17 protein-coding genes are annotated in these 22,335 nt (G+C 55.0%); 2 read left to right on the top strand and 15 right to left on the bottom strand.

Features of this window, described 5'->3' with window-relative positions; genetic code table 11:
* Positions 1 to 22: 22 nt before the first annotated feature.
* The 13 genes from RJP21_RS25325 to RJP21_RS25265 form a co-directional block, all read right to left on the bottom strand.
* On the bottom strand, positions 23 to 814 hold the full coding sequence (locus RJP21_RS25325; protein WP_310861764.1) for a DeoR/GlpR family DNA-binding transcription regulator: 792 nt from the start codon (positions 812 to 814) through the stop codon (positions 23 to 25).
* Positions 815 to 836: 22 nt separating this feature from the next.
* The gene (locus RJP21_RS25320; RefSeq protein ID WP_397386283.1) at positions 837 to 1,898 is read right to left on the bottom strand and encodes an SIS domain-containing protein; all 1,062 of its coding nucleotides are present in this window, start codon (positions 1,896 to 1,898) and stop codon (positions 837 to 839) included.
* 147 nt (positions 1,899 to 2,045) lie between these two features.
* Positions 2,046 to 2,864, bottom strand: a complete 819-nt coding sequence (locus tag RJP21_RS25315) for a response regulator transcription factor (protein ID WP_310861763.1) — start codon at positions 2,862 to 2,864, stop codon at positions 2,046 to 2,048.
* Positions 2,839 to 4,608 (bottom strand): cache domain-containing sensor histidine kinase, encoded by a 1,770-nt coding sequence (locus tag RJP21_RS25310; protein ID WP_310861762.1) that lies wholly within the window; start codon positions 4,606 to 4,608, stop codon positions 2,839 to 2,841. Before RJP21_RS25310 ends, RJP21_RS25315 begins: the two co-directional genes overlap by 26 nt.
* A 360-nt stretch (positions 4,609 to 4,968) precedes the next feature.
* The gene (locus RJP21_RS25305; RefSeq protein WP_310861761.1) at positions 4,969 to 7,953 is read right to left on the bottom strand and encodes a glycoside hydrolase domain-containing protein; all 2,985 of its coding nucleotides are present in this window, start codon (positions 7,951 to 7,953) and stop codon (positions 4,969 to 4,971) included.
* A 102-nt stretch (positions 7,954 to 8,055) separates the two neighbouring features.
* A complete protein-coding gene (locus RJP21_RS25300) occupies positions 8,056 to 8,946 on the bottom strand; it encodes a carbohydrate ABC transporter permease (RefSeq protein ID WP_310861760.1) in 891 nt (296 codons plus the stop codon).
* Between the two features lie 20 nt (positions 8,947 to 8,966).
* On the bottom strand, positions 8,967 to 9,932 hold the full coding sequence (locus RJP21_RS25295) for an ABC transporter permease (RefSeq protein WP_397386282.1): 966 nt from the start codon (positions 9,930 to 9,932) through the stop codon (positions 8,967 to 8,969).
* Positions 9,929 to 11,590 (bottom strand): extracellular solute-binding protein, encoded by a 1,662-nt coding sequence (locus tag RJP21_RS25290; RefSeq protein ID WP_310861759.1) that lies wholly within the window; start codon positions 11,588 to 11,590, stop codon positions 9,929 to 9,931. Before RJP21_RS25290 ends, RJP21_RS25295 begins: the two co-directional genes overlap by 4 nt.
* A gap of 301 nt (positions 11,591 to 11,891) precedes the next feature.
* Positions 11,892 to 12,584, bottom strand: coding sequence for a copper homeostasis protein CutC (locus RJP21_RS25285; protein WP_310861758.1), 693 nt, complete (start codon positions 12,582 to 12,584; stop codon positions 11,892 to 11,894).
* A complete protein-coding gene (locus tag RJP21_RS25280) occupies positions 12,574 to 14,046 on the bottom strand; it encodes a M17 family metallopeptidase (RefSeq protein WP_310861757.1) in 1,473 nt (490 codons plus the stop codon). Before RJP21_RS25280 ends, RJP21_RS25285 begins: the two co-directional genes overlap by 11 nt.
* Positions 14,047 to 14,087: 41 nt before the next feature.
* Positions 14,088 to 15,515, bottom strand: a complete 1,428-nt coding sequence (gene pepV / locus RJP21_RS25275; RefSeq protein ID WP_310861756.1) for a dipeptidase PepV — start codon at positions 15,513 to 15,515, stop codon at positions 14,088 to 14,090.
* Between the two features lie 41 nt (positions 15,516 to 15,556).
* Positions 15,557 to 16,555: an asparaginase gene (locus RJP21_RS25270; RefSeq protein WP_310861755.1), complete on the bottom strand. Its 999-nt coding sequence runs from the start codon at positions 16,553 to 16,555 to the stop codon at positions 15,557 to 15,559.
* A gap of 64 nt (positions 16,556 to 16,619) precedes the next feature.
* The gene (locus RJP21_RS25265; protein WP_310861754.1) at positions 16,620 to 17,810 is read right to left on the bottom strand and encodes an ROK family transcriptional regulator; all 1,191 of its coding nucleotides are present in this window, start codon (positions 17,808 to 17,810) and stop codon (positions 16,620 to 16,622) included.
* A 187-nt stretch (positions 17,811 to 17,997) separates the two neighbouring features.
* On the opposite strand from RJP21_RS25265, the gene RJP21_RS25260 reads away from it, so the two are divergent.
* Complete coding sequence (locus tag RJP21_RS25260; protein WP_310861753.1) at positions 17,998 to 19,221, top strand: MFS transporter; 1,224 nt, start codon at positions 17,998 to 18,000, stop codon at positions 19,219 to 19,221.
* Positions 19,222 to 19,417: 196 nt separating this feature from the next.
* A complete protein-coding gene (locus RJP21_RS25255) occupies positions 19,418 to 20,422 on the top strand; it encodes a serine hydrolase domain-containing protein (RefSeq protein WP_310861752.1) in 1,005 nt (334 codons plus the stop codon).
* A 17-nt stretch (positions 20,423 to 20,439) separates the two neighbouring features.
* On the opposite strand, the gene RJP21_RS25250 is transcribed toward RJP21_RS25255, so the two are convergent.
* A complete protein-coding gene (locus RJP21_RS25250) occupies positions 20,440 to 21,333 on the bottom strand; it encodes a carbohydrate ABC transporter permease (protein ID WP_310861751.1) in 894 nt (297 codons plus the stop codon).
* A 34-nt stretch (positions 21,334 to 21,367) separates the two neighbouring features.
* A complete protein-coding gene (locus tag RJP21_RS25245) occupies positions 21,368 to 22,279 on the bottom strand; it encodes an ABC transporter permease (protein WP_160043187.1) in 912 nt (303 codons plus the stop codon).
* Between the last annotated feature and the right edge of the window lie 56 nt (positions 22,280 to 22,335).

The raw sequence follows: 22,335 nt of genomic DNA, 5'->3' as shown, positions 1-22,335 counted from the left end.
GAAAATGTCAAAACAGCTGATGTTATTCCGCTTTTGCCACATAAACCCGGACTTGTTCCGCTTCCAGGCGCTTTCGCGTCTCCTCGCCGAGTTCTTCGTCCGTCATAATCCCGTGGAGGGCCGATATCGGCGCTACCTGAAACAAAGAGTTCCGGCCCGATTTGGTATGGTCGAACACCGCGATCGTCCGTTCCGTTCGCTTCATCATGATTTTGGCGGTGTTCGCCTCCAGCTCCGAGTAGGTGCTGACGCCCTGCTCCACGGAGAAGCCGTCGATGCCCATAAACATGATGTGGATATTCAGCGCTTCGAGCGTCCGTTCGGCCAATGGCCCGCACAGCTCAAAGTTTTTGCTCCGCAGGATGCCGCCGGTAAGCACCACCTGGATGTCTTCGTTTGCGGCCAGATCCATCGCAATGTTGACGGCATTGGTGACGATCGTGATGTTCCGGCGGTTTTTCAAAGCCCGGGCGATGAGATAGGTCGTCGTGCCACCCGTCAAGCCGATGACGTCGCCTTCCTCGACCAGGGACGCCGCGAGCTGGGCAATGCGTTCTTTTTCCCGATAGAGCTTGTTTTGCTTCTCGTGAAATGGAATCTCCCTTCCGGCCATGAGTCCGGCAGCCTTTGCTCCTCCGCCCATCGTCCGGATGACCTTTCCCGCCTTTTCCAAAGCCTCCAGGTCCCGTCTGGCCGTCGCCTCCGAGCAGTCGAATTGCCGGACGACTTCCTGAAGGGAAATCGAACCGTTTTCCAGGATGTATTCAAAAATTTGCTCCTGACGTTCTTCTTTCGATCCATTTCGTTCTCGCAAAACCATTACGCTCCTTTAGGTGTCAGATTTTGACCACTTGGGTCAAATTCCGCGGACTGTCCGGGTTTCTTCCTTCCCGCAGCGCGGTATAGTAACCGATATATTGAACCAGCGGCATGTTGAGGGCCGCTCTCGCCTCGTCGCTGAGCTGCCGGCCGCCCGTCGCGAAGACCAAATCCGCAAAAGCGGTATCTTCGCCGGCTTCGGCCGTCACGAGCACGACGTAAGCGCCATATGCTTTCATTTCCTGTGCAACTTTGATTTCATAGGCTCTGGCCGTTTCGGACAAGAACAGGCACACCATCGTACCCGGCTCCACCACCGATTTCGGACCATGCCGGAATTCCATTGTACCAAAGCTTTCCGTCCATACGCAGGACATTTCCTTCAATTTCAGGCAGGCTTCGTGAGCCAGGCCGTTATATGCGCCCATCCCGAGATAGATGAACTTGTTCAGCTCCGGATGGCCATGGATCAGTGCTTTGGCTTCGGCATCGCCTTTTTCGACGACGGACTTGCTAAGCTCCATCACTTCCTTCAATTCGGAAAGATGAGCTTCGCTGCCTGCGGCCTTGGCCATCGCCGCCTGCAGCATAAAGGTCATGCTGCTGAACGATTTGGTCATGACGGTGCTTTTTTCGTTGCCAAGCGGGGACAACAGGCACGGTACGTTTTTCGCCATCGTGCTTTCCCCGTGGCAGGTAATGCCGCAGGTCGTCCAGCCGGCCAAATCTTTGACCGAATCCAGCGCCAAAATCACTTCGGAAGATTCGCCGGAACGGGAGATGCCGACAAGCAGCACTTCCTTTTTCGCGGCGACCGCCTGCTCCCTGAACAGGTAAATCTCCGAGGATGGATGAGCGCTTGCGCTTTTGCCGGTCCATTTGCGGTAGGTGCTGGCGGCGGTCAGCGCGAGATAATAAGACGTTCCCGACCCGATAAAAATGACCTCGTCGAATTTGTCGCTTTTAAAATAATTGTCCACCCAATCCTGCTGCTGATCAAGCTGCTTCCAAGCGGCGGCAAGCGCTTCGCTTTGCCCTCCGATTTCCGGATACGTCAATGCGCCAAACTGTTCTGACAATACGAACACCCCAGTCTTTAAAATGTAATGATGAGTCTTTATGATGACATTATATTTCAATAATATGAAATATTCAATCATAATTTTGATTGATTTTTTCACCAATAAAGATCGAACTCCCCATGAAACACCGGAGACGATCCGACCTTAGAGCTTCTTAGCAAAGGTGCCTTTTCCCGATTCATCCCTTGCTTTTTTCCGGAACTCTCCGGGCAAATAGCCCGTCGTTTCGCGGAACACCTTGAAAAAATATTTCTCGTTCGGATAGCCGGACTGGACGGAAATCCACTGCACCGGTTTGTTCGTCTGCCGCAGCAGTGTCTTGGCATGCTCGATCCGCAGCTCCCGCACGTATTCATGGAACGTTTGGCCGACGATGTCTTTGAAGCAGCGGCTGAAATAGCTGCGGCTCATGTTCACCCGCTGGGCGACGTCCGGAAGCAGCAGTTCGGTTTGATAATGCTCGCGGATATAACCTACGGCATGAACGATGCATTCCCGAACTTCCTCCGAATAGGAGGATCCCGATGCCGCTTCCCGGTTTTCCGCAAGGGACGCCTCCGATTCAGCGAAATTTCCGCCTTTGACTTCACGGATCCTCCCGGCGATCCGGCTTAAGATGCCATCAAGCTGCTCCTGCTCCAATTCAATTTTTGTAATGTAATCCACCGCCCCGAGCCGAAGCGCTTCCTGAATCAAAGCAAAATCATGATGAAACGTGAGCACCACCATGCAGATCCGGGGATATTTGTCCTTGACCTCTCTCATCAGCTCCAGTCCGGACATGACGGGCATCGCCAAATCCGTGATCAACAGGTCCACTTCCGTGGTTTTCAGCAGCTCCAGCGCCTTTTCGCCGTTGCCCGCCTCCCCCGCGACCGTAAATCCGTATTTTTGCCAGGGCATAATCCCGATAAAACCTTTTCTCACCAGATGATCGTCATCCACAACCAGCACGTTTGTCATCGGCAGCATCTCCTTTGTCTTCAATGGGTATGGTGAGCATGACCGTCGTCGACACGCCGGGAATGCTTTCAATGGTAAAAGCGGCCCTGCCGCCGTAATGGCTTTTCAGCATGCGCACCACGTACTGCAATCCGATGCCCATGCCTACGTTGCCTTCCTTCTCGCGCCCCTCGATCAAACGCCGGATCGTCTCTTCATCCATGCCCCTCCCGTTGTCTTTGACGGCTATTTCAAGCAGGCGCCTGCCTTTCGCTTCACGGATTTCCACCTCGATCATGCCGTCCCCTTCGAGGCCGTGATACAGGGCGTTTTCTACGAGCGGCTGCAAAATAAATCGCGGAATCAGCAAATCCAGCGCCTCCGCTTCCACGTCGATGTGAACGTCGATGCGCACGTTATAGCGGACTTCCTGCAGGGAAATGTAGCTCCGGATGGCTTCCAGTTCGGCCCGGACGGTCGGCTCCCCGTTTTTGCCCAAATTGTAGTAAAGCAGCTTGTTCAGCGTGGACACCAGCCGGTCGATCTCCGCATGTCCTTCGCCTCTGGCGATCCAGCGGATCGTGTCGAGCGTGTTATGGATGAAATGCGGATTGATCCGGTTCATCAGCTTCTCCAGCTCAAGCGCCGACTTTTCGCGTTCGCTCCGTTCGATGTCTTCGATCAAACCGGCGATGCGGGCGCGCATATGGTCAAGCTGCTCATGGATCAGGTCGAACTCCAAATTGCCGGGGCGGCGCGGCGCGTTCGTCAGTTTACGGTGCTTTACGTCCCGGATCTCCCGGATCAGTCCCCGCAGCGGATCGTAAAACATGCGCCAAGTGAGCAGGGCAAACAAAAAGCTGATGACAAGGGCGGCCACGACCGTGCCCGTAAATTTCCCGATCCACTTGTTCACCTCATGCTCATACGACGATTTGGAGATGACCGTCACGACGCGCCAGCCTTGATTGCTTGGTTCCGAAAAAGCATAGTACCCTTTGATCCGCTTTTTTTCTTCCTGGATATCCGGAAAATGGCCCCCCTTCGGGAACGCGCCCTCCGCCTCCGTAAAGGCAATCCGTCCCCCGCCGTCCACGATGAGATGCTCGTAACCTTCCGCCCCTTCCCGATTCCGGATCAGCGCCTCCACCCATTTGTAATTCGTTTCGATATAGACGTAGATGTCGTCCCTTTCCTTCAAATCCACCTTGCGGACGGCCGAAAACACGAGATGTCCATCCAGCGGGTTAAAAGACTTGTGGGGTCCGTAATACGCGATCCGGTTGGCCTGAAGCAAAAGCGGCAGCTTGGTCAGCGAAAACGACGGGTCCGCCATGTAGTTTTCAAAAAACCGTTCGTTCGTTTCGTTCGAGAAATAAAAGATCATGCCAAGGTTCGGATTCGTAAAACTGATGACGCCAAGCTCCCTTTTGATTTCATCCTGCAGCGCCTTTTTGCCGTAAGCGTTCGCCTGCAAATATCTCTCGACGTCCTGGCCCACCTTGCCGTCGAAAGCGAGCTGCTGGGAGACGTGGTTCATTTGGGAAAAGGTGTTGTCGAGCGACATTCGCACCTCATGCAGGTGGCTGATCACGCTGGCTTCGGTTTTGTTTTCCAGCAAAGAGAGCATCGAATAATAGGTAATGCCGCCAAGGATGGCAAGCGGGAGCAGGGCCGTCAGCGACAAAATGATAAGCAGCCGGTTTTTCAGCGAATAAGGCGGCTTGAATAGGCGAAATATGGGCCGGTTTCGTTTGATTTTCATATCATCCTCCCCATGCCGGTTTATGTATACGCTTACAATTAATCCGATTATAAGTACCGTCTCTACCCGCGGCAAGGAAAAATATGTGCGCCCACCGCTTCACTCGCATCGTTTTCTTCATTATATCGCGGCAAAAACCCTTCAAAGTCACAATTCTTCTTTTTACCGGTCGCATTTTGTATCGAGACTGCGGCAAACCGGAGACGAACGTGGACCTCAGTGGACGAAAGTGGACTATTTATTCCGAAAAAAAGGTATCTCCAAGGCCGGACATAGCCCAGAGATACCCTTCTATCCGCATACAAGAAGCTGAGTTCGGATGATTCAGCCAAATTGGCGCTGACGGATGCCTATGCCCCTTTACGGTCCCGTCACCCGGACATCCAACTCGCCGTGATCCGGCAGCTGATACAGCTCCAGCTCATAAAGCGCGTACATGTTCCAGGTTCGGTAGTCGGCGTCGTTGATTTGGATCCGCAGCTTTTTGACTTCCAAGGCGTCCGGAATCGCGGCGAACGTCTTTTCCATCACGTTGTCGTCTTTATCGCTTCTCCATTGGATCGGAACATGCCGGGCAACGGTCTTGAAATTGGTGCCGTCTGTGGACACCTGCACGTCGATATCGTTGATCCCCTGCAGCAGGCCCGAGGTAGTTGCCATGACGATCGTGTTAAACGATTGCGGCTGATCCCAGGACAAGACGATGTCATGCGGGAACGGATAGGTGTCGTTATACCCCTGGGGGCTCGCAAACATGGTGCCGTAATCGCCGTCGGCCATTTTGGACGGACCGTAGGTCACGCCTTGATCGCCGGTTCGCGTTGCGGTCGCCGTCACCTGCGCGCTGCTTCTCGCCTTGTTGATGCCGGGTTCGTTTATGGCACCTTTGACCAGATGAAGCGTATATTCCTGTCTGGTTCGGCCGTCCGAAGCCGTGGACACGATCGTTATGCGGCTAATGCCGTCCGGAACGTCGGCGGTCGCCGCTTCGCCGCGGGCAACGGGTCGGCCGTTCACCGACATCGTGCCGTTTTCGTCGGTTTGGGTCGGTCTGACCGTCACGACATCCACCCCATCAGGCAGAGACAGGCGGTATTCGCGGACGCTGCTGTCGAACCGCAGCGATGGCACCTGATCGATCGCGATATTGCTGAGAGAGGCGTCATACGCTTGCTGTCCCTCCGCCATGTGGACGCGGAATGCGTCCAAATACAGGCCCTTGTTTTCCATGTTGACCACCTTGATCTTATGCCTGCCCGGCGTCAGATCGCGTTTGGCATAGATCGTAAAATAATCATGCTGCACCTTTTCGTACGCATCGGCTATGACCGGCTCCGCACCGTCGATCGAAACCGCCATTTTGCCGGAAGTTTCGTTTTTCTCGACGACAACGTCGATCCCTTGGCCTTCAAACTCGTATTCCACCGCATCGTTTGCCGTTTCCGTCACCCGCACGCCGCCTTGGTAAGCATACTGCCGGCTTTTATCATACCAGGTGCCGGAATATTTCAAATCCCCGCTTGCGTTGTCGGCCATGTACGTCAGCGGCAGCTGCTGCCCGTCGTACGGGCTGCTTGGAGCCGGGACGTCTCCAACCTGTTCGCCCGCCGCTGCACGGACCATGTAGTCATGGAGCGCTTTAACGTATTCCGGCGAAAGCGTGTACTTCCTTGCATCCGCCGGGTTCACCGCGCTGTCGACGATTTGCTGCGCCAGCTCCGGACGGGTTTCTTGGATTTTGCGCAGCAGTTCGTATTCCTCAAGACCGTCCCTTTGCGCCTCATAGCGGATGGAGCTTTTGACCGTCATGTTTTTCTTGTCCGGATAAACGATGGTCGAATCTCCATACCAGCTGCCGACGTACCACGCATTCCAGGCCCAGTGCAGGTGGCCTTGCACGCCATGCTGGAACAAGTTCCAGTACAACAGTCTTCCCGTCAAGGTCGGCTGCGTCCAAAATCGGTTGAGCCATGGGGGTTGGTTCACCTCGCAGGTGTAAACCCATAAATCGCTCCCGGCCGCTTGCTCGGCTTTGTATTGTTCCTCTTTTTCCTGGAACGCGGGCGTTAAAGGAACCCATACGTCGACGTAAGGTTTCGTTTTATCGTTCAATAGAATCCCGTGCGGATCGGCATCCATCGTTTTAAAATCCGGGACGATCGCTTTCACTTTTTTGGCGACGTACGTCCAATAATTTGTTGCATTGTCGTCGATCGGCTCATCCCGGATGTGCTGGTACCAGGTAAAGCCGTTTTCGCTCGTCCACCCTTTTTCCCGCAAATGGTCGTGCAAGGCCGTCAGGTAGTTGTGCAGAAAAGCGTCGGTTTGCGGCAGCGCGTCCGGCAGCTTTTCGTTCCAGGAAGCATCGGGTTTTTCGCCGGCCGGCATATAGTTCAGAATATGGATCAAATGGGCGTTTGCGAAATTTCGCATCCCTTTGTCGATGAAAATTTGCATATACCTGTCAAACAGCGACCAATCGATATCGTCCGGGATGCCGCTTAGAAATTCGGAAAGGTTCGTTCCCGTTTCTTTCAAAAACAGGTCCGTGCGGACCCAGATCATGTTCTGCCGGTAATCGGTCATGACCAGCGCGAAATTGTCCATCAGCTTAAACCATTTGTCGCTGTACGTTTCCACGTCGTAATAATGCTTTCCGACGTCGTACGCGTCCGACGAGGCGTCGCCGAACTGCATGCCGTCCCATGTAAAGCCGTTGGTCATCGCCCAAATGTAATTGATGAAACGGGTATCCGAGGTTTTCGGAATTTCCGCGTCGGCAACCTCCACCTGCAGCGGGATGCGGTAATCTCCGCGATTCGTTTTGACCGTCACGCTGCCTTCGTATACGCCGGGCTCGGTTGATGACGGCACATAACTCGTGATCCAAATCGGCTGCGTCGAGTTGGCGGCTGCCTTCATCGATTTCTCGTTCGACAACGGGTCCGGAATGTCTGACAGAGGATAAATCGGATCGCCTACCCGTTCGGGAAAAAAGATGTTCGGCTGAACCGTGTCCGGCAGCCCGTATTCGGCAAAATGGTACTTCAGGTTGCTGCTGGCGATGGACTTGCGCCCGCCGGATACGAGGTTTGAAAATTCAACTTTCGTGATTTTAAAATCGGACGTCCCCCGGACGGCGATTTGGGCGTTTTCGTATTCGTTTCTCGCCGATACGAGGCGAATGCCGGTTTCCGGGTTTTGCGGCAGCGTACTCGTACGGTATACGGTTTTGAGGGCATTGACGACCCACACGTCAAGTCCCGATGGGGCTGCCTCCGAAACGGGTGCCGCGGACAGCAGCAAAAGCAGGATGAGCATCAATGACGGCAGTTTTTTTCGCATGGAACATCATCGCCTCCATGATTTTATGGCAAATCATTTCTCGCTTGTAAGACATGACGCCTGCATAACATCCGGCAAAGTCGGTCAAGAGAGTCTGACCCTTTATTCCTTCACCGACCCGAGCAAAATGCCCTGAATGAAATATTTTTGCAAAAACGGGTACACGACAAGCACCGGAATGACGGCCACGACGATTTTCGCCGCGTTCAGCGTCTGGTTCGACAGCTGCCTCATCAGCTCGTATTTGTTCGGGTCCGAAGCCATCGTGCTGATGCTCATCTGGACGACCAGCTGCTGGATATAGGTTTGGAGCGGATAATGCTCCACGCTTCGCATAAAGATCATGCCGTCGAAAAACGAATTCCAATGCCCGACGATGCTGAACAAGGTAACGGTCGCAATCGAAGGCAGCGACAAGGGGATATACACCCGGAACAGCATATACCAGGGTCCCGCCCCGTCCATGCTGCCGGCTTCGTTCAGTTCCTTCGGAATGCCGCGGAAAAAGTTCATGAGCAAAATGACGTTAAATACCGGCACCGCGGACGGCAACACCAGAGCCCAGATCGAATCGAACAGCCCGAGGCTTTTGACCAAAATATAAAGCGGAATCACCCCGCCGCTGAACAGCATCGTAAAAATAAGGAACCACATGTACACGTTGCGGCCGGTAAACTGCTTGCCGGTGCGGGACAGGGGATAGGCCATGAGCACCGTCATCAAAAAGTTGATCGCCCCGCCCAGAAGCACCCGTTCCACCGACACCATAAAGGAATGCAGGAATTTCGAATCGGCCACGATCTGCTTATACGCATAAAGGTTGAAGCCTTTCGGCCAAAACGATACGGCTCCCGCCGCCGCATAGGCTTTATGGCTGAACGATACGGCTACCGTATGAATAATGGGCGCAATGGACGTCAAAGCGATCAACACCATGACGACGATTAACAGGGTATACCATATTTTGGCCGAAACCGTATGGCTGCGTACCACGAGCTTCACCTCCTTCCTGGTTAGAAAATCCGGTAATTCGCATACTTGTACGCCAGCGAGTAGGAAAAAATGATCAAAACAAACGCGATGACCGACTTCATCAGCCCGATGGCCGTCGCAAACCCGTATTGGCCGTCCAGAATGCCCGCCCGGTACACGTAAGTATCGATCACGTCGGAGGATTCATACACGATCGGGGAATACATGTTGAAGATCTGGTCAAAACCCGCGTTCAAAATATTGCCGATGGCCAGCGTCGCCAGCAAAATGATCGTCGCCCGAAGCAGCGGCAGCGTAATCAGCCGGGTCTGCTTCCGCCAATTGGCGCCGTCGATGGAGGCCGCTTCGTACAGATGCGGATCGATGCCCGCCAGCGCGGCCAAATAAATGATCGTGTTGAATCCGAACTCCTTCCAAACGTCGCTGCCGATCAGGATGTACGGGAACACGCGGTTATCCCCCATGAATTGAATCGGGCCGATTCCGAAAGCCTCGAGCATCCGGTTGACGATCCCGTCGGTCAGGAACAGCTCCGAAAAAATCCCCGCCAAAATCACCCAGGACAAAAAATGCGGCAGGTAGACGATCGTCTGCACCGTCCGTTTGAACGCCCGCTGCCGGACTTCGTTCAGCAAGATCGCGAACACCAGCGGGACGATCAGGTTGGCCACGATTTTGGCGATGGCGAGAAACAGCGTGTTGCGGATAATGACCCTGCTGTCGCTTAATTCGAAAAAATAGGTGAAATTTTCAAGGCCGACCCAAGGGGATCCGAAGATCCCCTTGCTGATTTTGTAATCCTGAAAAGCCATCAGCAGGCCGAACATCGGGATGATGGAGAAGACGACGAGCAGGATGGCGCCGGGCAGCAGCATCAAGTGGTAATGCGCTTGGAACGGTTTTCTGCGCTTCTTGCCAGGCCTAAATGCTGAAAGCTCCGTTTGCGGCCGGACCGGCAGGCGGGTTTGCTCTGCTTTTCCCATCATTTCCGAACGGCCTCTTGAACTTCTTTCATGATCTGCTCCCCGCCCTGCGCCTTCCAATCGGCCACGAATTGATCAAATGCACCCAGCGGCAGCTCGCCGAGGACGATTTTGAAATAGGTTTCGTTTTCAAGCTTCTGCAGATTGCTCCAGCGTTTCTCCATCGTTTTCGTCGTGGCCGTATACAGCGAATACACCTCGTTGAACTTCACGTCCGCCATCGGCTGCCCGCCGACCAAATACGCATAAGGAGGGCCCCATTCGCCGATATTCGCTTTCGGGTCGGCTTTATATTTGTTCCAGCGCTCCAAATGCCCCTGCATTTCCGGAGACAGCTGGTCCGGCGTCAACTTGCCTTCGACGGCGCCTTTGATCATTTCATGTTTTTTCAGCACCGCGTCGGGATCGCCGATGTTTAGGTCGATCGGGCGCAGGCTGACATAGGTTTGATCGAGCTTTTTATCGTCCGGCGTCGGCGTCTGGAGGAAGCGGGTGTTGAAGTTGAAATACGTGACGACCGCTTCCGGATGTTTGAAACCTTTTTTCACGACGAGGAAGCTGCTGCTCGGAGGCACGACGGTTGCGTTGTACCTCCCTTGATCGTCCGCGATGGCGTATGCCCTCCAATCGGCTTTCGGATCGGCCATCATCGCATTCGTCAAGGTGCCGAACGGCATATACCACGGCCCGAAAAAGATGCCGCTTTTGCCGCCGACCACCAGCTCGTCGGGGTTTTTGCGGAGCGCGAAATCCTTGTCGATCAACCCTTTCTTGTACCACTCTGCCAGCTTGCCAAGCGCCTGCTTGGCCTCCGGCGTCGTGGAGCCGTATACGACATTGCCCGAGCCGTCCTTAAGCCAAATGCTTGGATAGGCGCCAAAGGCGTTAAACAGCGCCTTAAAATCATAGTTCCAGCCGTAATCGGTCGTGACGACCCCGTTGTTGCCGGGCAGCCCGATCGTGTCGTTTTTGCCGTTGCCGTCCGGATCGCGGGCAATGAACGCCTCGGCGATCTTTTCCACGTCGTCCACCGTCTTCGGCGGCTGCAGGCCCAGCTTGTCGAGCCAGTCCTTCCGCACCCATACCTCCTGGAAGGAGTCTCCCTTCGGCACGATGTTCGGAATGGCCAGCAGCTTGCCGTCGATCGTCGCTTTTTCTAATGACAAGCCGTCGTTGAGTTCATAAATCTGCTTGACCTGATCGGACGCATATTTTTGGAATACGTCGGTCAAATCCTCTAGCTGGTCGCCGGCCGCCAACTCCAAAAACGTCCGTTCATCCACGACCATCGTATCCGGCAAATCGTTGCTGGCTACCGCCAGCTTCAATTTTTGCGTGTAATCGTCCCCCGAGGCGTACCACATATACTTGAATTTCACGTTCGTTTTTTCGGTGAAATAACGCGTGTACAGGTTGTCTTCGATCGTGTCGCCCTGCGGCATTCTTTCGTTCGGCGATACCGCTTTGATCGTGCTGACCTCAACAAGTTCCGGCAGGCGGAACGGGTCGATTGCCGTTCCCGCTTCCGTTTCCGTCTTCGCTTCCGCCGGTTTGCCGGACGATCCGTTCTCTTCTGCGGTCTCCGTCCTGCCGTTCGAGCAAGCCGAAAGCAAAAGCATCGCGACGGCTGCCAGCACCAGCGCCGACTTCCCCTTTTTCATAAGCGTTCCTCTCTTTCCTGGTAGGATGATTCTTATGATACAAGGCAAATGGGCTGACGGAGTCAGGATCCGGCTTCAAATGGGTGTCGGTTGATCTCCAAAATAGCGCTTACAGGATACGATCGTATACCTGCCAAAGGATAAAAAGTGACCATCGGTGCCGGGAATCCCCTTTCGGACACAAAAAAAGGATGCCGCAAGCCGCCGTAGCGAAACCTTGCCGCATCCTGATTCGGTTTTGTCGGGATTTCCCGCAGTGATAAACATGTCTTTAATGCGCTTCGCCTGTCCGATCCGTTTTCTATTCGAAAGCGCGGATGATTTCTTTTGCCGCTTGAACCCGCGACGGTTCAACAGGCTTCAGGTTGTCGCCGTCCTTGCGCAGCGCCGAACCGAAATGGACCTCCTGTACGCCCGTTTCCCCGATGAACTCCTGCAGCACCGGCACGGACAAGCCGTAGCCGGCCAGGATCGTGATTCCCGTTCCGCGGGACGCCTCCACCAGCCGCTTGATCTGCGGCGCAGACTTTGGAGCGGGCAGCGGCCCGCCGGAAGTCAGGATGCGGTTCACTTGCGGATATCCGGAAAGGACCTCAAGCGCGGACAATTGATCCTCGATTTCGTCAAACGCCCGATGGAACGTTACGTTTAATCCTTCCGTGCCCTGAAGGAGAAATTCCAGCGCCGCCGTGTCCACCTGTCCATCCCCGGTTAGGGTGCCGACCACGATGCCTGCCGCGCCGCATGCTTGAATATAGGCGATGTCTTCCTTCATCGAGCACAAATCGTGTTTGTCGTACACGAAAGACTGGCTGTGGGGGCGAACCATGACGTGAACCGGGATGTTCAGCCGGCTCACCGCTTCCCGGATCACGCCCGGTCCGGGCGTCAGCCCGCCTTCCAGCATGCCCGTCACAAGCTCGATCCGGTCGGCCCCGCCTTGTTCGGCCAACATGGCATCCGTCAAATTGGTTGCGATTACCTCAAGCTTCATGCCTACGCCCCCCTTCGTCCTCTGCCGCAGCGATCCGTTCGATGACAAAATCGGCAAGCAGCCTTACTCCGTATCCCGTTGCCCCCGTCACCTTGTAACCGCGCGAAGACGGAACCTGAACGGTATTGGCCATGTCGATATGGCACCAGCGCGCTTTCCCGCCTACGAACCGGCGCAGGAACAACGCAGCCATATTGGCGCCGCCATACGGATTCGACGCAAGGTTGGCCAAATCGGCGTAAGGGCTGCTGAGCAGCTCCTCGTCTTCGTCGACCAGCGGCAAACGCCAAATCCGGTCCCCGTTGCGTTCGCCGATTCGCATCAGCTGAGCGGTGTATTCATCATCTCCCCACACGCCTGCGACTTTCAGTCCCAGCGCGTGACCGACCGCTCCCGTCAGCGTCGCCACGTCGATGATATGCCGGGCGCCGCAGCGGAGCGCATGAAGAATCCCGTCGGCCAGGATCAGCCTGCCTTCGGCATCCGTATTCACCACCTGCACGGTCAGTCCGTTCGGGTAACGGACGACGTCGGACGGCAGGAAAGCCCCTCCGTCCGGCACGTTGTCGGCGATCGGAATGATCGCCGTGATCCGCGCCTTTGCCTCGAGGCGCGTCAGCAGATCCATCGCGCCGATCACCGCCGCCGCGCCGCCCATGTCAAACCGGGCATCGCTTAAGTCACGGGCATCCTTCAGGTTCATGCCGCCCATGTCAAACGTGATGCCTTTCCCGACCAAGGCCAGATGTTCGGCATCCGGATCCCCTTCGTAGCTGATTTCCACCATCGCGGGCGGATGTTTGCTGCCGGCGCCCACGGCCAAAAGCCCGTTCATCTGCCGCTGCTTCAGCTCCTCCCCTTGATAGACGGCGAGCTTCACGTTACGCCCGGCAAAAACCTGCCGGATGCGCTCCACAAAAGCGCTCGGGTTCAAATCGCTTGCCGCTTCGTTGCATAAATCGCGGGCAAGCGAGGTGGCTGCGGCGCGCATGCGTCCAATCTCCGCGGCAGGAAGCTCTTCCTCGCGGTTCTCCGGACTTAACCGGACCCGCTTGACCGGCTGCTTTTGGGCCGACGTTTTATATTTATGAAAGGTGTACGTTCCAAGTTCCCAGCCTTCCGTCCAGGCCGATACCGCTTCCTCCGGCCAGGTTTCGGCACCGAACAGATCCTGCAAACAAGCCGGGTTCACCGCGGCCGTCTCCCTGCCGAGGTCCTGGATCGCCCGGCCCGCGTTGCCTGCCGCCTCGCGCAACATTTCCATGCCGAAGCGCTCCCTGGCGCCGAGACCGATGATTAATATGTCCTGCTCGGCGGGGCTGCGTCCGTAAAACCAGGTTTGGGCCCCCCGCTCCTTCATCTTGGCCGAAAGCGGGAGCGATGGTGCGTATTCCCCGTCGTTAAACACAAGCTCAATCCGTACTTCCGCTTTATCGTTTGCTCCCGTATTGATCTCCATCATCATGCCATTCCTTTGCAAAAAGTTTTGTGCCTTTCTCCCGCCTACATCTCCAAGTTACCCAGTTCGGCCAAAGTCCGTGCGTACATCGCCGTGCAGCGCAGCAGCAGCTCGATATCCATATGTTCGTTCGGCTGATGGGCCGTGGATTCCATCCCCGGAAACAGCGGACCAAAGGCGACGCCCATCGGGAAATGGGCCGCGTAGGTGCCGCCGCCCGTCGACAGCAGCTCCGCCCGCTCGCCGGTTTCCGCCTCGTAGACCGCCTGCATCGCCTTGATCATCGGATGATCTCCGGGTACATGATGCGGTTTTTTTAGGCTCGGAGGTTCGATGGTCAGGCCGTATGCATGCAGCTTTTCTTCCAATTTCCTTAAAATGTCGTCCGCATCGCCGCAAATCGGAAAGCGCAAATTGATATGAAAAAACGTATCCCCCTGCGGGTCATATTGCAGCAAGCCGCTGTTGACCGTCAGCTTTCCGCTGATGTCGTCCTCCATCGCGACGCCCAAAGCGCGCCCATGCACATCGTCATGCAAAAGCGCATCGATCGTGCGCAAATAATGCCCGGCCCCCCGGTTCCACGAAAAATCCTTCAGAAAACGAATCAGCCTAAGCCCGGCGTTTATCCCAAGATGGGGCTCCATGCCGTGAGCGGCTTTTCCGGCCATATGCAGCATGAGCGCCCCCCCGCCGGATTCCGTTCCGCCCTTAAACCGGTTGACGCTGCAGTAGGCTTGGTACGCCTGTTCCAAGGTTTGAAGGGCTTCCGGTTCTCCCGCGACCGCCGCTAGGGCCGCTTCCGGAACCATATTGGCGACGACGCCGGAGCGGAAGGAAAGCAGTTCATAGTCCCCTTCGCCGCCCCGTCCTTCCTCCTCCGAAGGGAACAGGATCCGGGTGTTGATCTGCCCTTTTTCCGAACTGACGATCGGGAAATCGGCGTCGGGCGTAAAGCCGAAGACAGGCATCGGCTCAAGCTCCTTGTATTTCTCCATGCAGCGGTGCGTCTTTTCTTCGTCCGTGCCGAAAATAAGCCGGATCCGATGACGCAAAGGCAAGTTGAGATCCTTAACGATTTTCAACGCGTAAAATGAAGCCATCGCCGGCCCCTTGTCGTCGATCGCCCCGCGCGCAAAGATTTTGCCGTCGCGGACGTCGGGCTCGAACGGAGGCGTCACCCACTCGCCGGACACGGGAACGACATCGAGATGGCTCAGCACCGCGATGTAATGCTCGGCGTCTTCCGGGCCGTATTCGGCATAGCCGACGTATCCGTCCAAATTCCGAACGCGGAAGCCTTCGGCTTCGCACAGGTCCAGCATATAGGCGAGCGCCCGCGCAATTCCTTGGCCCATCGGCCGGCCCGGAGCCGCCGTCCCGGGATCGTAAACGCTCGGAATTGCCAGCAGTCCCTTTAAATGATCTTGAATCGCCGTATTCCGGCTGAACGCTTCCTGATACCAATCCATTGATTTTCAACCCCTTACGGACCGAACGTGATCGATCGTCGTTATAAAGTAAAAGAAGCTTTCCGCTCGCCGACGAGGACATGATTGTCGTTTTTGATTTCCTTCGGCACCACCGCGTACAATCTGTCGATCGTCTCCCGATTGCCGTAGCCGATCTGCTCCAAAATGGATGCGACGATGATCGGCCACGGCGTTTCCGAGCCGTCGATGACTTTCAGCGCAAAGGCCATGCGTTCCCGGATCAGCGAGAAGCAGTATACGCCCTTGGCTCCGCCTTTGGCGACGATATTCGGGTCGCGGAGCAGCTCGGAGCAAATGAAGTTATGGCTTGCGATGCTGTCCGGCGCTTCATGCATATATGTGGTCATTCGTTTGACCGCCTCGCGGGTGGCTTCATCCGGGATCAGGTCCGGGCAGGCCAGCTTCAAATAAGCTTTGGCGATATGCCGAAGCGGCAGCGCAAAAACCGGGAAGCCGCAGCCGTCGACGCCGATATTTATTTGATCCGCCGGGCATTCGGACATCTCCGCCAGCACATGCACAATTTCCTGCTGAATCGGATGGGACGGCTGCCAATACGTTTCGGTGTCGTATCCCGACTCCCGCGCAGCGGCAATGATGCCGAAATGTTTGCCAGAGCAGTTATGATAGATTCGTCTTGGCGCCTTTCCTTCGCGCATGCAGGCGAATTTCGGCTCGTCGTTGAGCGGATATGTAGGGCAGGTGAGCAGCTGTTCCTCGCTTAATCCGATTTTACGCATGATTGATTCCAAAGCTTCGATATGGTACGTTTCGCCCCGGTGGGACGCGGCGAACATCGCCGCTTCGGCAGCGGTCAGGCCGTATGTTTCCGCGATCCGCCGTTTCATGACCGGAATGGCCTGGAACGGCTTCGCCGCCGATCGCAAATACGTCACATGCTCCGCGCTGCCGATTTCGTAAATTACATCGCCTTTGTCATTCACCCCGCACAACACGCCCAAATGAACGTTTTCAAGCACCCCGCCGCGGTATTCTTCCACTAATGGTTTGAAGTACATGTTGGTTCCCCCGTTTTTGGATTTAGGATCATCATTCGAATTTGGTTCTTTCATGCTGCGATATTCATATCTGATTCTGTTCCATCTGATCGATCTGGCTTGCGATATCGAGGAAGCGGCTTTGCGCGAGCAGGCCCGACCCGATGATCACCCCGTCCTGCTCAAACGCGGAATAAACGATCCGAAACGTGCCGCGCAGCGGTTCCCACACAAACTCGCTCATGCATTTTTCCGCGATAAAATCCTTGACTTCCGGGTACTGTTCGACGAGCTTGCCGGTAAGAATGACGGTATCCGGATTGTACATGCAGGCGATGTTGCCGATCGTGACGGCGATGAAGGCCATCGCCCGGTCAAGAATGTCCGCCGCCCAGCCCTCTCCGTTCCGCCTCGCCTGAAACAGCTCGTCTAAGCCCGACACAGGCTTGATCTTGCGGGCTTCCTCTAGAAGCGCGGCTTCGGCGATATAGGTTTGCAGGCAGCCTCTTTTTCCGCATTCGCATAACGAGCCGCCGGGATCGACGATCGTATGTCCGATCTCGCCCGCGCTGTTGGATTCGCCCCGGTATATGTCCCCGTCGATGATAAGCGAAGAGCCGACGCCGCTCCCGAAGCCGATCAGCACCGAGCGTTTCGAGCCTGCGGCTGCGCCGTACGTATGCTCTGCAAGCGACTTGACCTTCAGCTCATTGTCCACCGCTGTCGGAAGCCCGGTCCGCTCCTGCAGCGCGGCGGCGATATCCGTGCTTTTCCAGCCCAGCTGCGCCGACAATACGGCCCTTCCCCCGTCATGATCGATGATCCCGGGAAGACCGACGCCAATGCCGACGATTCGGCGCCGGTCAAAACCGCCTTCCCGAATCAGCGTCTGGATGCCGTCCGCGAGCTTTCCGAGCGTCGCATCGGAGGGCTCTTCCGGATGGCGGGCGATGTAGCGGATGCCGACGACTTTGCCGTCCAAATCGACGACGCCGGTCCGAACGCCGGTTTTATCCATTTCCACGCCGACCGACAGCACCGATTTCGGATTGACCTGCAAAAAAACCGCCTTTCTTCCGACGCTTGTCGTCTCCTGCTCGATCTCGTGCATAAAATCCAGATGGTAAAGCTCGTTGACGATCCGGCTCACCGTCGTCGGGCTCATGCCGGTCCATCTCGCGATTTCCGCCCGGGAAACCGGCGAGTGTTTGCGGATCAGCTCGAACACGGTCGTCCTGTTTTTCCTTTTAATAAAATCCTGGTCGTGCTTTTGCATGCTCGGATTTCTCCTCATGTTCTTAATTAATTTCTCCAGTGATGTTATTAATTGAACTTTAAAATGTTTGCCAGGAGCTGTCAATCATTTTTATGCCATTCCGTTCTTGAAAATTTTCATGAAAAATAGAATAATTACAGTTGGTCCTTTTTCACGGATATCGCCAAAGAAAGGTTGTATATACAGCATGAACTCAACGAAAACGATTCACGGCAAGAAGAAGGAGCCGTTTCCGGTTTCTATCCTCTCGCTGACCGTAGGCGCCTTTGCGATCGGCATGACCGAATTCGTCATCATGGGCATCCTGCCAAACGTCGCCGAAGACCTGAACGTCACCATCTCCACGGCCGGACAGCTGATCACCAGCTACGCTCTCGGCGTGGCCGTCGGCGCGCCTATTTTGGCCATCTTAACCCATCGGCTGCCGCAAAAGCTGCTGCTGTGCCTGCTGATGGGAATTTTCATTCTCGGCAACGCCATCGCGGTCATCGCGCCGAACTACGATGTGCTTATGGGAGCCCGCATGATCACCGCGCTTTGCCACGGCACGTTTTTCGGGGTCGGCGCCGTCATCGCGGCCAATCTCGTCCAGCCGCACAAACGGGCTGGCGCGGTTTCGATCATGATGGCCGGCCTGACCATCGCCAACATTATCGGCGTGCCGCTCGGAACCTTCGTCGGGCAGCATTTGGGATGGCGGGCTTCGTTTGCCGCCATTGCGGTGATGGGCGTCATTGCGCTGATCGGCATCATCCTGTTCATCCCGCGCATCCGCCAGGACCAAACCTCCAGCCTTGCCAAACAGTTCAAAGCTTTGGCCCAGCCCAAGCTGCTCGTCATGCTGCTGGCCTGCGCCATCGGCAATTCAAGCCTGTTTGCGGTATTCACGTACATCGCCCCTTTGCTGGAGCAGGTGACCGGATATCATGAGCGGAGCGTAACCTGGATTCTCGTCCTGTTCGGCATCGGCGTAACCGTCGGAAACATCGTCGGCGGCAAATTGGCCGATTGGAAGCTCATGCCTGCGGTATTCGGCATTTTCGCCGGCATATGCGTGCTGCTCACCGTCTTTACGTTTACGGTCCACAGCCCGACGGGCGCCGTCATCACCATCTTCCTCTGGGGAGCCGGAGCGTTTGCCGTCATGCCGGGCATTCAGGTCAAAATCATGAATCTGGCGCAGGAAGCCCCGGCGTTAGCTTCTACCTCCAACCATTCGGCAGGCAATCTTGGGAACGCGTTCGGCGCCTTTAGCGGCGGATGGGTCATCGATCAAATGGGGTTGACCTCTTTGCCGTGGGTCGGCGCCGTCATCGTCGGTTTCGCGTTTTTGGTCGCATTGGCCGTTTACATTGTAGAACGCAGGCAGCAGATGCCGCTGTCTATGCGTACCTCCGGCAAACAGATGTAACGAAAAAAAGTTGCCCCTCCGTAAAACAAACGGAACGCGGGCAACTTTTTTGACTTTTGTAGGTGCTGCGGATTGATGGTTTCGAATCTATATGGAGTAAATCCCCACCCTTTATCCCTGCCGAAAAGATGGTTGCGCATACATATTTTCACTTCTATGATAAAGAGACTACGGTTTTAAAAAGGGAGAGATGAACTTGCCAAACGCCGTTTCCGATCAAATCCGTACATACTTGGAGCCTCTGGCGAAAGAAAACAAATTCTGCGGATCCGTACTGGTATCCCAACATGGCGATATTTTATTTTCAGGCGGATTCGGAAAAGCAAATATGGAACTGTCTGTAGACAATACGCCCCAAACCAAATTCCGCGTCGGTTCCATTACAAAAACCTTTACCGCGGTTGCCGTCCTGCAGCTGCTACAAAGCGGTTCACTGCGTCTTGACGATGCCGTTTCCCCATATTTTCCGGACCAAAAAGACGGCGAAAAAATAACCATCCATCACCTGCTGACCCATACTTCCGGCATCCCCAACTTCACGGACGATCCCCAAATGCTCGAATGGGCCGTGAGGCCAAGCACGCCTTTGCAGCTGATGGAACGTTTTTCGCAAAGGGAGCTCGAGTTCAGCCCGGGGGAAAAATATAAATACTCCAATTCCGGATACGTGCTGCTGGGCTCCATCTTGGAGCAGGTTACCGGCCAAACGTACGAGGAATATGTAACGGCGCATATTTTCGAACCGGCCGGCATGGAACATTCCCGAGTGGATCATCCGATGCCCCTTGTAGAATTGCGAGCGTCGGGATATCATCTCGACCATGACGGCAGCCTCATCAACGCGCCTTATTTTGACCCATCGAATGCGTATTCGGCCGGTGGAATTTTGTCCACGGTGGAGGATTTGCATCGCTGGGATCAGGCGCTTCGGACCGATCAGCTGCTTGAGAAATCGTACATGGAGCAAATGTATACTCCATTCAAGGGAGAACACGACTTTGCATACGGTTACGGCTGGATCATTCAAGACACTCCGTTCGGCAAGCTCGTCGCCCATAGCGGCGGGATTCCGGGATTCGCTTCGATATTGCTTCGTTTTATCGATTCCGGCTGCTCCGTTCACGTTCTCAGCAACATTATGCAGGACGTCAGCGAGATCGAAAAAAACCTTGCCGCCATCGTCCATGAGCAAAACCGCTGATCGAAGCAATATGAAGCTCAGCCTTTGACCGAGCCGATCATGACGCCTTTTTCGAAATATTTTTGCAGGAACGGGTATAACACGAGGATCGGCAGCGACGAGACGATAATGACGCCGTATTTGATCTGGTCCGCGTAACGCTGCGCATAACCGCCCGCCGCGCCGCCCGTTCCGGCGCCGTTCTGGAACGCCTGGTTGGACAGCAGGATGTCCCTTAGTACGATCTGAAGCGGCTGCAGATTATTGTCCCGGATGTAGACGAGCGCGGTAAAAAAATCGTTCCAATGCCCGACGAGATAATACAGCGCAATGACCGAAATCATCGCTTTCGAAAGCGGCAGCGCCACCTTCACGAAATACATGAAATGCGTGCAGCCGTCCATGACCGCGGCTTCGTACAGCTCCGGCGGCAAGGAGCTTTCGAAAAACGTCCGGGCGATGATCAGATAAAAGATATTGACGCAAAACGGCAAAATAAAAACCCAAAACGTGTTCGTGATGTGCAAATCTTTCATCAGTAGATACGTCGGGATCAGTCCGCCGTTAAAAAACATCGTCACGACGAACAAAAACATGATCACCCGCCTCGCCTTGAATTCCTTCCGCGACAACACGTAGGCGGCCGGTATCGTGAAAAGCATGTTGACGAGCGTGCCGAACAGCGTATAAAACACCGTGTTGCGGTACCCGATCCAAATGCGGCTGTCCTGAAAAATTTCCTTGTATCCGAACAAGCTCACGCCTTTCGGGAACAGCAGCACCTTGCCGTTCGCCACCAGCGTGGAATCGCTGAACGATGCGATGACGATAAAATAAAGCGGATAAACGATGGCCAGAAAAATCAGCGCGCACACCGCGAAAAGGGCAATCCTGAAAGCAAGCTCCTTGCCGTCCATGTTTTTAAGCGCCATCCTGGAACCTCCTTCCTTCCGGTCGAATCCTTGATTAATACAAACTCGTATTGGACACTTTTTTCGAGACGGCGTTCACGCCGAACAGGAATACAAAGTTAATGACCGTATTAAACAGCCCGATGGCCGAAGCGTAACTGAACTGATTGGACATGATCCCGATTTTGTACACGTAGGTGGAGATCACTTCCGAGACGGGCAGGTTAAGCGAATTTTGCATCAAAAACGTCTTCTCGAAACCGGTGCCCAAAATGTTGCCCATGCTGAGAATGAACAAAATGACGATCGTCGGGACAAGCGCCGGAAGATCCACGTAACGGATCATCTGCCAGCGGCTGGCGCCATCCATTTTGGCCGAGTCGTAAAGCTGCGGATCGACGGTGGATAAGGCCGCCAAATAGATGATGCTGTTCCAGCCGCAATGCTGCCAAATATCCGACAGCACGTACATCGGAATAAACGTATTGGTCGAGGCGATCAGATTGATATGCCCAAGCCCCATCGCCTTCATCATATGGCCGACGACGCCGGTTTCCGGCGACAGCAGCACGTTCATCATGCCGACCAGAACGATGATCGAAATAAAATGAGGCAGGTACACGACGGTTTGCATGACGTTTTTCAGCCGCTTGCGGCGGATTTGGTTCAAGATCAGCGCTAGAATAATCGGCGCGGGAAACCCGATCACGATCGTCGCGAGGCTGATGAAAAACGTGTTTTTCATCAAATCGACGAACAGGTAGCTGTCAATAAATTGCTTGAAGTAGTACAATCCCCGCCATTCGCCGCCGGTAAGCCCTTTCGAAAAATCGTAGTCGCGGAACGCCAGCTGAATGCCGTACATCGGAATATAGTTAAAGACCAGAACCACGGCAATGGCCGGCAAAATCATGATCCACAATTGGTAGTCGCGCTTGAGCAGCTGAAGCCCTCCCCGGTTGCGCATCGGAGCATCCCCTTTCTTCTTCCGGGAACCTCCGTGCCGCCGCGAATAAGTAGTCG

The sequence above is a fragment of the Paenibacillus sp. VCA1 genome (assembly GCF_031583795.1).
In the GTDB taxonomy this organism is placed as follows: domain Bacteria; phylum Bacillota; class Bacilli; order Paenibacillales; family Paenibacillaceae; genus Paenibacillus_AQ; species Paenibacillus_AQ albilobatus.
This window is presented reverse-complemented; position numbering and strand designations above follow the sequence as displayed.

Coding starts and splice junctions, on each gene's coding strand:
- RJP21_RS25245 (WP_160043187.1), bottom strand. CDS start 22,279: ATGCGCAACCGGGGAGGGCTTCAGCTGCTCAAGCGCGACTACCAATTG.
- RJP21_RS25310 (WP_310861762.1), bottom strand. CDS start 4,608: ATGAAAATCAAACGAAACCGGCCCATATTTCGCCTATTCAAGCCGCCT.
- RJP21_RS25285 (WP_310861758.1), bottom strand. CDS start 12,584: ATGAAGCTTGAGGTAATCGCAACCAATTTGACGGATGCCATGTTGGCC.
- RJP21_RS25270 (WP_310861755.1), bottom strand. CDS start 16,555: ATGTACTTCAAACCATTAGTGGAAGAATACCGCGGCGGGGTGCTTGAA.
- RJP21_RS25250 (WP_310861751.1), bottom strand. CDS start 21,333: ATGGCGCTTAAAAACATGGACGGCAAGGAGCTTGCTTTCAGGATTGCC.
- RJP21_RS25315 (WP_310861763.1), bottom strand. CDS start 2,864: ATGACAAACGTGCTGGTTGTGGATGACGATCATCTGGTGAGAAAAGGT.
- RJP21_RS25260 (WP_310861753.1), top strand. CDS start 17,998: ATGAACTCAACGAAAACGATTCACGGCAAGAAGAAGGAGCCGTTTCCG.
- RJP21_RS25280 (WP_310861757.1), bottom strand. CDS start 14,046: ATGATGGAGATCAATACGGGAGCAAACGATAAAGCGGAAGTACGGATT.
- RJP21_RS25265 (WP_310861754.1), bottom strand. CDS start 17,810: ATGCAAAAGCACGACCAGGATTTTATTAAAAGGAAAAACAGGACGACC.
- RJP21_RS25305 (WP_310861761.1), bottom strand. CDS start 7,953: ATGCGAAAAAAACTGCCGTCATTGATGCTCATCCTGCTTTTGCTGCTG.
- pepV (WP_310861756.1), bottom strand. CDS start 15,515: ATGGATTGGTATCAGGAAGCGTTCAGCCGGAATACGGCGATTCAAGAT.
- RJP21_RS25295 (WP_397386282.1), bottom strand. CDS start 9,932: ATGATGGGAAAAGCAGAGCAAACCCGCCTGCCGGTCCGGCCGCAAACG.
- RJP21_RS25290 (WP_310861759.1), bottom strand. CDS start 11,590: ATGAAAAAGGGGAAGTCGGCGCTGGTGCTGGCAGCCGTCGCGATGCTT.